Origin of the sequence: Microbispora sp. NPDC088329 (genome assembly GCF_040685655.1) — a bacterium.
GTDB lineage: Bacteria > Actinomycetota > Actinomycetes > Streptosporangiales > Streptosporangiaceae > Microbispora.
Window position 1 is genome coordinate 145,051 of sequence record NZ_JBFBIP010000004.1, and the last position, 13,394, is coordinate 158,444.

The 13,394-nt window shown below is 71.7% G+C and carries 9 protein-coding genes; 2 read left to right on the top strand and 7 right to left on the bottom strand.

Annotated elements, in window-relative coordinates:
- The first annotated feature begins 122 nt into the window (after window positions 1-122).
- Window positions 123-2,546 carry a hypothetical protein gene (locus AB0O28_RS10760; protein ID WP_363638635.1) on the top strand — a complete coding sequence of 808 codons (2,424 nt, stop codon included), beginning with the start codon at window positions 123-125 and terminating at the stop codon, window positions 2,544-2,546.
- A gap of 147 nt (window positions 2,547-2,693) precedes the next feature.
- Here the strand turns inward: AB0O28_RS10760 and AB0O28_RS10765 are convergent, their stop codons facing one another.
- From AB0O28_RS10765 to AB0O28_RS10780, 4 genes are all read right to left on the bottom strand, one after another.
- Window positions 2,694-3,107 carry a hypothetical protein gene (locus AB0O28_RS10765; protein WP_363638637.1) on the bottom strand — a complete coding sequence of 138 codons (414 nt, stop codon included), beginning with the start codon at window positions 3,105-3,107 and terminating at the stop codon, window positions 2,694-2,696.
- 309 nt (window positions 3,108-3,416) lie between these two features.
- Entirely contained in the window at window positions 3,417-3,812 is a 396-nt protein-coding gene (locus AB0O28_RS10770) for a VOC family protein (RefSeq protein WP_363638639.1), read from the bottom strand.
- Between the two features lies 1 nt (window position 3,813).
- The gene (locus AB0O28_RS10775) at window positions 3,814-5,037 is read right to left on the bottom strand and encodes an HRDC domain-containing protein (RefSeq protein WP_363638641.1); all 1,224 of its coding nucleotides are present in this window, start codon (window positions 5,035-5,037) and stop codon (window positions 3,814-3,816) included.
- A 3-nt stretch (window positions 5,038-5,040) separates the two neighbouring features.
- Window positions 5,041-5,637 (bottom strand): DUF3000 domain-containing protein, encoded by a 597-nt coding sequence (locus AB0O28_RS10780; RefSeq protein WP_363638643.1) that lies wholly within the window; start codon window positions 5,635-5,637, stop codon window positions 5,041-5,043.
- Between the two features lie 554 nt (window positions 5,638-6,191).
- Between AB0O28_RS10780 and hemE the strand changes: the two genes are divergently transcribed.
- Complete coding sequence (gene hemE, locus AB0O28_RS10785) at window positions 6,192-7,229, top strand: uroporphyrinogen decarboxylase (RefSeq protein ID WP_363638645.1); 1,038 nt, start codon at window positions 6,192-6,194, stop codon at window positions 7,227-7,229.
- A 6-nt stretch (window positions 7,230-7,235) separates the two neighbouring features.
- Here hemE and AB0O28_RS10790 read toward each other — a convergent pair whose 3' ends face one another.
- The 3 genes from AB0O28_RS10790 to AB0O28_RS10800 form a co-directional block, all read right to left on the bottom strand.
- Window positions 7,236-8,324, bottom strand: a complete 1,089-nt coding sequence (locus tag AB0O28_RS10790) for a DUF4349 domain-containing protein (protein WP_363638647.1) — start codon at window positions 8,322-8,324, stop codon at window positions 7,236-7,238.
- Window positions 8,325-8,529: 205 nt separating this feature from the next.
- Complete coding sequence (locus AB0O28_RS10795) at window positions 8,530-11,844, bottom strand: PQQ-dependent sugar dehydrogenase (protein ID WP_363638649.1); 3,315 nt, start codon at window positions 11,842-11,844, stop codon at window positions 8,530-8,532.
- A gap of 105 nt (window positions 11,845-11,949) precedes the next feature.
- Complete coding sequence (locus tag AB0O28_RS10800) at window positions 11,950-13,098, bottom strand: sugar phosphate isomerase/epimerase family protein (protein ID WP_363638651.1); 1,149 nt, start codon at window positions 13,096-13,098, stop codon at window positions 11,950-11,952.
- Between the last annotated feature and the right edge of the window lie 296 nt (window positions 13,099-13,394).

The following is a 13,394-nucleotide window of genomic DNA, read 5'->3' on the forward strand; positions in this document are numbered from 1 at the left end:
AGAAACAGCACTGAATCAGTACATGCCACCGGTGACGATCTCATTCGGGATGCAACCGCACAAACCCCAAGAACCACTCCTGAGAGTGACTTTTCTGGGGCATTGCACTCGAAAAGGAACCGATGCGCTCTCCTGCACGCGCCTGGGCCGCGGCGCTCGCCGCGGCCGTCACGGCCGCGACCCTGTCCACCCCACTCCTCGCGGGACCCGCGCACGCCGCGCCGCCGACGCCGGCAGGCCGGAGCGGCGGGGACGGCACCTGGACCGTGGAACCCGTCAGCGGCGGCCACCGGGTCACCCTCCACCTCGATGAACCCCTGCCGGTCCGCGACGCCGTCCCCGAACTCGCGGCCGACGGCCGGTCGCTCGGCCCGGCCGAGGAGTCGCCCGACGGGACGACGCTGACCGTCGTCACCTCCGACCCCGCCGTCGCCACGGCGTCGTCGGTCGACGTCGCCTGGAACGGCGAGGTCCCCGCGGCCACCGGGACGGTCAGCGGCAAGGCCGCCCCGGCGCCCGCCGAGCCGCCCGGCAAGTCGCACGGCAAGAAGGCTCCGGCGCCCGTCGATCCGGCCGCGCCCGGCCCCTACGCCGTGGCCCACGACGAGTACGACCTCGGCGACACCGCCATCACCCTGGAGGGGCTCGGCGGCCGCCAGGCCGAGATCCGTGCGAAGGTCTACCTGCCGGAAGGCGTCCGCGGCAAGCGCCCGCTGGTCGTCTTCCTGCACGGCCGTCATTCGGCCTGCTACAACCCCACGGCCTGGACGACGTCCAACACCCAGTGGCCGTGCCCGGCCGGGCAGCAGCCCATCGCCAGCTACCGGGGCTACGACGGCCCCGCCGACGTGCTCGCGAGCCACGGGTACGTCGTGGTGTCGGTGAGCGCCAACGGCGTCAACGCCGCCGACAACCCCTACAGCGAGGACCGGGGCGCGCTGGCCCGGGGCGAGGTCGTCATGCGGCACCTCGACCTGCTCGCCGACGCGGGCAAGGGCGTGGGCGACGCGAAGCTGGTGAGCCTGTTCAAGGGCCGGCTCGACATGTCCGACGTCGGCCTGATGGGCCACTCGCGCGGAGGCGAGGGCGTCGTCAAGGCCGCGCTGATGAACGCGGGCCGGGCGAAGCCGTACGGGATCAGGGCGGTGCTCCCGCTCGCGCCGACGGACTTCGCGCGGGCGACCCTGCCCGGCACGCCGATGGCCGTCATCCTGCCGTACTGCGACGGGGACGTCTCCAACCAGCAGGGCCAGCACTTCTATGACGACTCCCGGTACGCCGTGGACGGCGACCCGGCATTCCGCTCCTCGCTGATGGTCATGGGCGCCGACCACAACTTCTTCAACACCGAGTGGACCCCGGGCGTGGCGCACGCGCCCGCGTCCGACGACTGGTCGAACCGCAACGACCCGGTCTGCGGCGGCGCCGCGCCGTCGCGGCTGACCGCCGCCGAGCAGTACGCCGTCGGCACGGCGTACATCGCCGGGTTCTTCCGCCTGGTCCAGGGCGGCGAGCAGGGCCTGCTGCCGCTGTTCGACGGCAGTGGCGGCACCACCGCCTCCGCCGGGCGGGCCGTCGTGCACGCCGTCGCCCAGGCGCCCGCGGGCAAGCGACTCGACGTGGCCGCCTTCACGTCGCCGTCGCCGTCCACTCAGGTCTCCGGCGCGGCCACCGCGGTCGTCTGCGCGGGGATGCTCGACCGCTCGCCGCAGAGCGGCCTGCCGTCCTGCGCCTCGACGCTGACCACCTCGCAGGCGCCGTCCTGGACGCCCGCGACGTACGCGAACAACGTCGCCTCGACCCCGGTGCTGCGGTTCTCCTGGAGCGACCCCACGGGCACGGTGACGGTGCCGCTGGACACGCCGGACCAGAACGTCTCCCGTTATGACGCGCTGACCTTCCGCGCGGCGAGGGACGAGACGGCCACCGGCGACGTGGACCTCGCGGTCGAGATCGTCGACAAGCGGGGCGCGTCCCGGAAGGTCACGGTGTCCGAGGTCGGCGACGCGCTCACGGCCTTTCCCGGCACGGCCTCGCCGCTGCCCAAGACCTGGCTGCGCACGGTCCGCGTCCCGCTGAGCGCGCTCACCGGCGTCAAGCCGCAGCAGATCAGCGAGATCCGGATCTCGGGCGCGAGCCGGAAGGGCGCGGTCTACCTCGCGGATCTCGCGTTCACGACGATGGCCGCGGGTGAGGCCCGCACCGACAGGGTGCCGCAGGTGTCGGTGGAGGGCGCCACGGTGGATGAGGGCGACGGGCCGGGCACGGCCACGATGACCGTGCGGCTGTCGCGGAAGAGCGCCGCGCCGGTGACGGTGCAGATCCAGACGATCGCGACCGGCGCCGCCCCGGCGATCGCCTCGGCGGCGCAGGAGGTCGTCATCCCGGCCGGGTCCCTGGAGGCGTCCTTCCGGGTGCCGGTGAACGGCGACACCGCGGTGGCGCCCGCGCCGCGGTCCTACCAGGTGGTCGCCTCGGCGCCGGTCAACGCGACGATCGGCGGCGGCTTCACCCGGCTGGTCGTCGTCGACGACGACGCGAGCTGACCACGAGCGGTCCCTCCGGCCGCGCGGCCGAGACGCCCCCGCCGGGCGAGGAAGCTCCTGGACGTACGCCTGCCGCTGCCGGTCGCGTACCTCCGGGAGCTTCCGCATGCTCCGATCCGTCCCTTCACCGGCAGGCCGCGACAGGGCTCAGCCGGCGTCGGCCGCGGGCGTGCAGGGCTTCACGGGCGAGCCGGCCCTGGCCAGCCAGGCGCCGAGCCGCCAGGGCCGCTGCGCGTCCTGGTTGTCGCGGAACTCCAGGACGAGCGTCTCGCCCGGCCGGATGAACTCCGGACGGATATTGATCTCACGGACGTCGACCACCTGGGCCGCCTTGAACGAGCGCCACCGTTCCACGCCCTTCCGCAGCCGCGACTCCGTATGGCCCCGTGACCCGTACGAGGGGTCCACGCCCTCGAACCGGGAGTCCGCGCACCGCGTGTGCGGCGCCAGGAACGACACGTCGGCCGTGACGCCGGCCGCCAGCAGATCGGCCCGCAGTCCCTCGGGGTCGCGCATCTCGTTGAGAGCCGCCGTGATCGTGCCGTCGGGGTTCTCGGTCACCGCGTACGCCGGGGTCCCGCCGCCGGCGACCAGCGGTGCGGTGACGGTCGCCGGCCCAGGCGACGAGCAGCAGCACGTCGCGGTCGGCCCGTTTGAGCCGCAGCAGGGCGCGCGCCAGCGGCCGGTTGACGGCCAGGGTGTTGACTCCGTCCTCCACCTGCGCGCCCGGTATCTCTCCCGGGTGCACGCCGCTGCGGAGGTATGCGCGGTAGAGGCTGGTCTCGGCGCGGCGCCGTTTCCCGATCATGTTCGAGGCGATGCCGTACAGCCATGGGCGGGCGTCGGGGCGGCCCCGGTCGTACGCGCCGGTCAGGTCTCCGGGGAGAGGAATTCGAGCCGGTTGCCGACGTTGTCGTGGGCGTAGAAGCGGCGGTGGCCCGGGAAGTGCGGATCCCAGGCGACCTCGACGCCGGCGGCCTCCAGGCGCGCGGCGAGGTCGTCGAGGCCGCTCACCAGGATGCCCGGGTGCGCCTTCCGCGCGGGGCGGAAGTCCTCCTCCACGCCGAGGTGGATCTCCGAGGCGCCGGCCCGCACCCACAGGCCCCCGCGCGCGGCGAGCACGGAGGGCTTGCCGATCTCGGTCATCCCGAGCACGCCCACGTAGAAGGCGCGGCAGTCGTCCTCCGTCCCGGGCGGAATGGCGAGCTGGACGTGGTGCAGGCGGTACCCGAAGGGAGACTCCACGTCCGGGCCGTCGCCCCGCATGTCACACCTCGCCCTTGATCTCCAGACGTTCGAGTGCCTTGGTCAGCGGATGGAGGGTCAGGCCGATCTGCCACTTCCGCGCGCCCAGCTCGCGCAGCCGGTCTCCCACGGTCTCCTCGCTGATCGGCACGGGCGGCTCCCAGGTCAGCCTGCGTACGGCGTCGGGCTGGAGCAGGTTCTCCGTCGGCATGCGGTGCTCGTCGGCGAGCGCGGCCACGACGGCCCGCGCCGCCACGAGCCGCTTGGCCGCGGCCGGGTCCCGGTCGGCCCACCGGTTGGCCGGAGGAGGGCCGTCCCCGGGCCCCACGGGCTGCGGCAACCCCGCCTCCGGCATCGTACGGGCCCGGTTCACCGCCGCCAGCCAGTCGTTGAGGTGACGGCGGGCGCTGCGGCCGACGAACGGCGTGATCTCGGTGAGGGCCTTGGTCGTGCGCGGCTGGTCGAGGGCGGCCTGCACGATCGCCGAGTCGGGCAGCACGCGGCCCGGCGCGAGGTCGGCCTCGCGCGCGATCTGGTCGCGCAGCGTCCACAACTCCCGCACCACGGCGAGCCCCCGCAGCGTGCGCACCCGGTGAATGCCCGATGTGCGCCGCCACGGGTCGGTACGCGGGGGCTGGGCGGGAGCGGCCAGGATCGACGCGAACTCCTCCATCGCCCACTCCAGCTTGCCGCTGGCGGTCAGCTCGTCGTGGAGGACGTCGCGCAGCTCGACCAGCACCTCCACGTCGAGCGCCGCGTAGCGCAGCCAGTCTTCCGGCAGCGGGCGGGCCGACCAGTCGGCGGCGGAGTGCCCCTTCTCCAGCCGCAGGCCGAGGACGAGCTCGACCATGGTCCCCAGGCCCACCCGCTCGTAGCCGAGCAGCCGCCCGGCCAGCTCGGTGTCGAACAGGCGGCGCGGACGGAAGCCCAGCTCGGCCAGGCACGGCAGGTCCTGGTTCGCGGCGTGCAGGACGATCTCGGCGTCGCGTACGGCCTCGTCCAGCGCGGACAGATCGGGGCAGGCGACCGGGTCGATCAGCGCGGTTCCCGCGCCGGTCCGGCGGAGCTGCACCAGGTAGGCGCGTCCGCTGTAGCGGTATCCGGAGGCGCGCTCGGCATCGACGGCCACCGGCCCCGTCCCGCGGGCGAAGGCGTCCACGGCTGCCGCGAGCGCGGCGGAGTCCTCGATGACGGGCGGGATTCCCTCGCGCGGCTCCAACAGTGGCTGGACTACGGGTTCTGTCACGGGCTACGGAACTTTCGGATCATCTCGGCGGGCGGGGCGCGGACGCAGCGTGGCCACGTCGGGCGGCAGCGGGGGGATGCCCGCGGCCAGGCACATGAGGTCGCACCAGGCGGCCGCGTGCGGCGACAGGTCCTCGTCGAGCGGCGACCACGAGGCGCGCAGCTCGATCTCGGTGGTGACGGGGTCGTCCGCCTTGCTGCCGAACCCCTCGGAGACGGCGCGGGTGACCGTGCCGCCCACCGCGGCGTATCGCGCGCCGTGGGCGTCGAGCGCTTCGGTCAGCCAGCTCCAGGCCACCGGCCCCAGCAGCGGGTCGGTGGTCATCTCCGGCTCCATGTCCGCCCGTACGTAGGCGACGAGGCGGAACGGCCCCTCCCAGCCGCGCTGGCCTTCGGGGTCGAACAGCATGATCAGGCGGCCGACGGCGAGTTCGTCGTCGTCACGGTACACGGACGCCCCGACGGCTCCGGAGTACGGCGCGAGCCGCTGGGGCGCGGGGATGTCCTCCAGCTCGATCTCCGGCCGTACCTCGGCGGGGCGCAACGTCTCCAGCGCGCGCCGGAAGGCGGCGGGAGGCGCCGGCGGTTCACCGAGGGTCATGACGGAAGAGTAGGTCGGATTCGGGAGAGCGCGAAGCAGGGGGGTGGCTGTGGGGGGCATGGGGAGTCGTCACACCGTCGCCGCCAGTCGAGCCGCCATCCCGCCGGCCGGACGCGCCGTGGCACGTCCGCGCCCGCGGCCCCGCCGCTCTGTCACGTCCGAAAGGGCGGTTCCCCGCGCCGCGCGGCTGGGACGGGCGGGGCGCGCGGCGTCGCTGCCGGCACAGTGCTCAGTGCGGCGTTCGGGGGAACTCCACATCGAAGTCATCGCTCCGGGGCCTCTCGTCGGATCCACGGTCGTGGCGGTCGCTCGGGACTGATCCGACGTTGGCACGTCCCGGCGACATTTCCCCGCATCGCACTCGGCGTGTCTCGAAAGTGGTATTGGAATCGATGCCGGATGGCCGATTGGCGAACACATTGCCGAGCTGTGAGATGACTCACAGGAGGGGATGGGGATCACCTTACGCGATCAACGGCCGTCGCGCGTCGTTCTGGAGTCCCAGGTCGTGGGTCCGGGCGCCGGGCGAGGCAGGGACATGGCAGGCTGGTCCCGTGAAACCCCAGCTCGCCGATTCCGTTTTCATCCGCGCCTGCTGGCGCGAGCCCGTTCCGTACACGCCGGTGTGGTACATGCGCCAGGCCGGGCGCTCGTTGCCGGAGTACCGCCGCGTGCGCGCGGGCGTCGAGATGCTCACCGCCTGCGCCACGCCCGATCTCGTGGTCGAGATCACCATGCAGCCGGTCCGCAGATACGGCACGGACGCGGCGATCTTCTTCAGCGACATCGTGGTCCCGCTCAAGGCCATCGGAGTCGACCTCGACATCAAGCCGGGCGTCGGCCCGGTCGTCGGTGCCCCCATCCGCGACAAGGCGGGCATGGAGATCCTGCGGCCCCTGGAGCCGGACGACGTTCCGTACGTCACCGAGGCCGTCGGCGCGCTCACCGAGGAGCTGGGCGGGATCCCGCTGATCGGCTTCGCCGGAGGGCCGTTCACGCTCGCGTCGTACCTGATCGAGGGCGGCCCCTCCAAGAACCACGACCGCACCAAGGCCATGATGTACGGCGAGCCGGAGCTGTGGCACGAGCTGATGGAGCGGCTGGGCGCGATCACGCTCGCCTTCCTGCGCGTGCAGGTGGCTGCGGGGGCCTCGGCCGTCCAGCTGTTCGACTCGTGGGTGGGCGCGGTCGCGCCGCAGGACTACCGCACCTACGTGCTGCCGCACACCAGCCGGATCTTCGCGGGCCTGGCGGACCTCGGCGTGCCGCGCATCCACTTCGGGGTCGGCACCGGCGAGTTGCTCGGCCTCATGGGCGAGGCCGGCGCCGACGTGGTGGGCGTCGACTGGCGGGTGCCGCTCGACGAGGCCGCGCTGCGCGTGGGCGCGGGCAAGGCCCTGCAGGGCAACCTCGACCCGGCGATCCTGCTCGCGCCCTGGGAGGTCGTCGAGAGGCGGGCCAGGGAGGTGCTCGAACGCGGCAGGGTGGCCGAGGGGCACGTGTTCAACCTCGGTCACGGCGTGCTTCCCTCGACCGACCCCGACCAGCTCGCCAGGCTCACCGACTTCGTTCACGAGTCGTCCGCCCGCTGACGGGCCCTACCCCCGGGTGTGCTCCGACGCCCGGTCCTCGTCCCGGTCCTCGTCCCGGTCCTCGTCCTGGTTCTCGGGCCGGTCCTCACGGGGGGCCGGATCCGGCGAGGCGAAGCGCGGCTGCGCGGGGGAGGCGGGCCCATATCCGGGAGGCCCATATCCGGGGGGCACGGGACCGGGGGGCACGGGACCGGCCGGCGGGGCGGCACGGCGGCGTCTACGGCGCAGGACGGCCCGGACGGCCAGCCACACCACCCCGGCCACGACGATCCAGGGCAGCAGCGCGCCCAGCACGGTCAGCGCCACCACGGTCGACGCGGTGAGGGTCTTCCACCCGGTCCGCAGCCCGCTGAGGAAGCCGGACTCGTCGTCGTCCTCGCTGGGCCGGGTGGAGGACTTCGGCGGGGACGCCAGGGTGAGCGTCACGGTGGCCATGCCGGTCTGCGCCGCCAGGGCCTTCTGCCTGGCCTGCAGCGACTCCAGGTCGGCCTCCCGGTTGGAGATCTCCCGTTCGATCTCCAGGATTTCGCCGATCTTGTTCGCCTTCGACAGCAGCGTGCGGAACTGCCCGAGCGCGGCCTCCGCCGACTTCACGCGGCTGGCGACGTCGGCGACCTCCTCGGTGACGTCCTGCGCGTTCTGCCGCATCGACTTGCGTTTCCCGAGATCGCGCCCGAGCTGGGCCAGCACGTCGGCGTAGCGCGCCGGGGGCACCTTGAACGCGATGGTCGACCGGTCGCCGCCCGAGACGGACGAGCTGCGCTCCTCGGCGACGTACCCGCCCGCGCCCGTCACGATCGCCTTCGCACGGTCGGCCGCGGCCGGGACGTCCGCGGCCTCGACGGTGAGCTCGGCCTGGTAGACGATCGCGCGGTCGGCCGGTTCGATCCTGGCCTTGTCCTGCGCGCCGCTTGCGCCGCCCGCGGCGGAAGCCTGCTCCCTGATCTCATTCTCGGCCACCGCCGTGGGGGCGTCCGCGGCCGGCGCCGCGGGGGCGTAGGCCGTCCCGCCGGCCGAGTCATCCCCGCCGCCGCAGCCCGTCAACAGGAAAGCGACGGCCGCCAGGGCCGCCGCTCCGTACCGGATTCGCCTCATGTCCTTTACATCGGTTCACCGGTAGGGACAGTTCGACGCCGGCGATCACGATGGCATCACGATGCCGCCATGGTCGCCGGCGCCTCTGTTTCGGGGGGTGCGAGGGTTCAGAGAGATTCGGGTGGTGAGAGGGTTTCCGGAGGTGGGGTCCCGTGGGTCCGGCCGGGCCGGGCCGGACCCACGGGACGTCTTTGTCAGCCGCCCGTCAGCCGCGCAGCTGCTTGATCAGCGCCTGCGCGTCGCGGATGAGCGCGTCGCCCGCGGCCTTGTCGGTCACCCGCTTGGCGTCGCCGGCGAATCCGGCGAACCGCTCCAGGGCCTTGATCGCGTTGTCCTTCTTGCCCATGCCGGCCTGCTTGGCCGCCTGGTCGAGCTGCGCGGTCAGGACGTCGCCGTCCCCGGTCACCGTGCCGGCGCTCCGGAAGGCGGTGAGGAGGGCCTTCATGTCCTCGAAGGAGGTCGTGACCGTGAAGGTCACCGACTTCTTCGTGACCTGGCCGGCCTTGTCCTTGGCGGTCACGACCAGCTCGTTCTCGCCGAGCGGCAGCTTCCACAGGGGGAGCGCCTCGCCGGACTTGACCTGCAGGTCGCCGACGGCGCCCGTCACGCTCGCCACTCCGGAGCCCGCGTCGGTCGCGGTGAAGACCGGCGTGATCGAGGCCGAGTCGCCGTGCTCGCCGGATTCGACACCGCTGACGGTCAGCTCGGGCGCGGTCTTGTCGATCTTCACCGTGACGGTGCCGATCTGCGAGACGTTGCCGCCGCTGTCGGTCGCGCGGTAGCGGACCTCGGTGGTGCCCTCGGTGCTCAGGGTCACCGGGTTGTTGGCGTTCGACCAGGTGCTGCCGCCGTTGACCGAGTACTGCCGGCTCGCGACCGTGCCGTTGTCGGTCGCGGCGACCGTCAGCGTCACGTTGCCGGTGTACCAGCCGTTCTCACCGTTCGGCTGGGCCGGGTTCAGGGTGGCGGTCACGGTCGGCGGGGTCTTGTCGGCGGCGCCGTCACCCACGAAGGTGAACGCGTCCACCTCCACACCGCCGGTCGAGGTGACATAGAGCTTGCCGCTGCCCGTGGGGGCGTTCTTCAGCTCGGTCGTCACCGTCTGCCAGCCGGAGCCGGCCGGGATCGCGACGGTCGCGAACGGGGCGGCGGTCGGCGAGTTCCACCGCAGCGACAGGGTGCCCGCGCCACTGGCCTTGGTCTTCACCGAGGTGATCCCGGCGAGATTCACCGGGTCGTAGCCGATGTGGTCGCCGGCGTCGAACGAGGTGACCTTGTTGAGGCCGGAGGCCGTCTCGTCCTGGGTCTTGGTGACGCCCTTGCTGTCGTCCCCGTGCTCGGCCTCCATGAGCTTGGGGTTGAGGACCAGGGTCGCGTCACCGGTGGCACCGGGAATGCCGTTGGCGCCGTTGTCGCGGTAGCTGACCACGACGACGCCGAAGATGTTCTCGGTCTCGCCGTGCTCGGGGGCGTCCGCGGGGGTCGCCCAGGTGACGGTGCAGCCCGTGCCGGTGGTGATCGGGTGGGCGTGCGTGTCGTGGCCGAGGCCGAAGGTCCACGCGACCCGGCTGCAGGTCGGGTTGTCGCCGTCCTCCTGGTCGGTCACCTTGACCGTGAACGGCACCGCGTTGCCCCAGTCGATGAAGGAGCCGTCGCCGGGGGTCTGGATACTCACCTTGGGGGCGGTGTTGCCCACGGTGATCTCGGCGGTGGCGAGGCCGAACCTGCCGCCCGCGTCGGTGACGCGGAGCCGGGCGGTGTACTGCCCGAGCTTGTCGTAGGTGTGGCTCGCCGTCACGCCCTTGGCGTCGAAGGTGCCGTTGCCGTCGAAGTCCCACTCGTAGGTCAGGTCGCCGGCCTCGGAGTCGGTGGACTTGGCGCCGCTGAACTCGACGGTGAGCGGCGCGTCGCTGCCCGAGGTCTTGTCCGTGGTGATCTTCGCCTGCGGGGCCTTGTTGCCGGGCGAGTAGTCGATGCGGTACAGACCCGAGTCGGGGTTGGCCCGGAAGAAGCCGTCGCCGTACTCGAGCACGTACAGCGCGCCGTCGGGGCCGAACTCGAGGTCCATCGGGTTGTCCGTGATGGGCATCGCCATCTTGGTCAGCTCGGCGTTCGGCAGGAAGTGCTCAAGCTTGGTCACCGGGCCGTCCGAGCCGGACACGGTGAACGCGGCCAGGTAGTCCTGGGAGAACTCGCCGAAGAAGAACTTGTTGTCCCAGTATTCGGGGAACTTCGTCGGCGACGGGTTGGCCGGGTCGAAGTGGTAGACCGGGCCGCCCATCGGGGCCTGCCCGTTCTGCACCGGGTCGAACTCGGTCAGCCCGGACCACTCCGCCGGCTGGTCGCTCGCGCGGTCGCCGTAGTACAGGTCGGCCGGGGTCGCCGGCGGCACCGTGTCGAGGCCGGTGTTCCACCGCGAGGTGTTCTTCGCCCCCGCCGCGCAGTCGAACCAGTCACGCGGCTTGGAGGTCGCGTAGTCCCAGTTGTTGTAGTTGAAGTTGTCGCCCGTGCAGTACGGCCAGCCGCCGTTCATCGGCTTGTTCAGCGGGGTGACGTTCCACTCGACGAGACCCATGGGACCGCGGTTGGGGTCGGCGGCGCCGGCGTCCGGTCCGTAGTCGCCCCACGACAGCGTGCCGGTCTTCCCGTCGACGTCCATGCGGAACGGGTTCCGCACGCCCATCACGAAGATCTCGGGCCGGGTCTTGGCGGTGCCCTTGGCGAACAGGTTCCCGTCCGGGACCGTGTAGGAGCCGTCCTCCTGCACCGTGATCCGCAGGATCTTGCCGCGCAGGTCGTTGGTGTTGCCCGCGCCGCGGCGGTCGTCGAAGCCCGGGTTCATGCCGGGGGCGTCGTTGTTGGGCGCCATGCCGTTCGCGCCGGGGGTGCTGGCCGGGGTGTTGTCACCGGTGGCCAGGTAGAGGTTGCCCTCGTCGTCCCAGTCGAAGTCACCGGCGACGTGGCAGCACTGCCCGCGGTTGGTCTCGACCTTGATGATGACCTGCTCGGTGGACAGGTCGAGCTTGTCGCCGTCCCACTTGAACCGGGAGAGCTGGTTGTAGCCCTTCCACTGGTTCCAGTACGACTCGTCCGCGCCGGCCGGCAGGGAGTTGGGCGCCGAGCCCGCGGGGGTCTCCGCCGGGTACGGCCCGGTCATCTTACGGGGCGCGTAGTAGACGTAAACCCACTTGTTGTCGGCGAAGTCGGGGTCGATGCCGATCGTCTGCAGGCCGTCTTCGGAGTTGTTGTAGACGTCGATCCTGTTGATGATCTTCGTCACGCCGCTGGCGGGGTCGGTCATCCGGACGTCGCCGTTGCGGGCGGTGTGCAGGACGCGGCCGTCCGGCAGGATCGCCATGTCGATCGGCTCGCCGACGTCCTTGGTGAGGGTGACCTTCTCGTAGTTCTCCCAGTGCAGGGGGTCGTCGTGCGCCTGCGCCGGTGCGGCGGTGAGCGCCGCCGCGAACGGGAGCGTCAAGGCGGCGGCGAGAACGCCGCCCAGTATGCGAGTACGCTTCAAGTCTGCTGCGCCTCTTCTTCCGGGGGGTGACAGGGGGAAGGCGGGCCGCCGCGTGCCGGTGGAACGGGTCGAACGCGTGGCGGTCCGCCGTACTCGTCGAAGTCGTCAGCCGCGCAGAGCGGACATGTTCCGGTAGCTCAGGTCCGCGTACTGGAGGGACTGGCCCGGGTTCGACGCGTTGCCGGGGGCGTTGTCCTGCTCGTACATCGGGTTGTGGTAGCCCTTGGCGCCCACGCCGCGCAGGAACGCCGCGTAGTCGATGTCGCCGGTGCCGAACGGAACCATGTCGTAGCCGTTGGCCGTGCCGGTGTTGATCTTGCCGTCCTTGGCGTGGAACAGCGGGAACCGCTTGGTCTGGGCCTGCACGACGCCGAGCGGGTTGAAGACCTGCGTCTGGGTCGACCCGTCGGGAGCGGTGAAGGTCTTGTGCTTGTACTGCGCGACGTGGGCCCAGAAGATGTCCATCTCGAGCCAGACGTGCTTGGGGTCGGTGATCTGGAGGAAGTACTCGAGGCGGCGGATGCCGGAGGAACGGGTGGGCCGGCCCTGCGCGTCGAGCGGGCCGCTGTCGAGCAGGAAGCTGTAGGCCACGTCGTGGTTGTGCGTGTACAGCTTGAGGCCCGCGGCGGTGGCGATCTCGCCGAGCGCGTTCCACTTCTCGGCGGCGACGTCCCAGTCGGCCTTGTAGGCGCTGCCGGTCGGGTCGCTGCCGGTGCCCACGTGGGCCATGCCGAGGATGTTGGCGATCTCGAGGTGGAGCTTGAACCGGTCCAGGTCGGCCTGGTTCAGCGGCCAGGAGCCGGGGATGAAGCCGTGGTTGCCCTGGGCGACCAGGCCGTTGTCGTCCAGCCAGCCGCGCAGCAGCTTGGCGCCCTCGACGCTCTCCAGGCTGGCGCCGCCCTCGGCGTTGCGGTGCTGGCTGTAGCCGGCGAACTCCACCTGGGCGTAGCCGATGCGGGCGAGCTCCTCGAACACGGCGCGGAAGCCGGAGGGGAGGTTGCTGGACTGCGGGTCACGGGAGATGGCGTCGCGGACCGTGTAGAGGATGATGCCGCGCCGCGGCGGCGGAACCAGAACGCCGTTCGGGCCGTTGCCCGCGGGGGCCGCATGCGCGACCGACTTCATCGGGCCGGCGGCCGCCACGGCGGCGGCCGCCGCCATGCCGGTCGTGGCCGCGAGCAGCTGGCGGCGGCTGAGCCCCAGCCTGCGGCCGAGGGTGCCGGCCGTCTCCATCTCTTCTTCGTACGCACTCATCGTCGTGCCAACTCCATCTGCGTGAAGAACCTTGTTCCCCCGATGACGCGGCCGAGCCGCTGGTGACTCCCCGGAGCGGACGAGAGGGTCAGGCGTGATGAGCCGCTCCCGTGGCGGGGGACCCACGGGGTGGGCTGCCCGGGTGCTGTCGTTCGCCTCACTCCGACCCCTCGTTACTGTGCGGAGTACTTGGCGAGCAAGTTACGACACTTTTACTCTTCTGGGAAGAAGTTTCGCCATGATCTTTTGAACTTTGTCTTTGTAGAGGACAAAGTCGGCGACTCGCCAGGATCCGC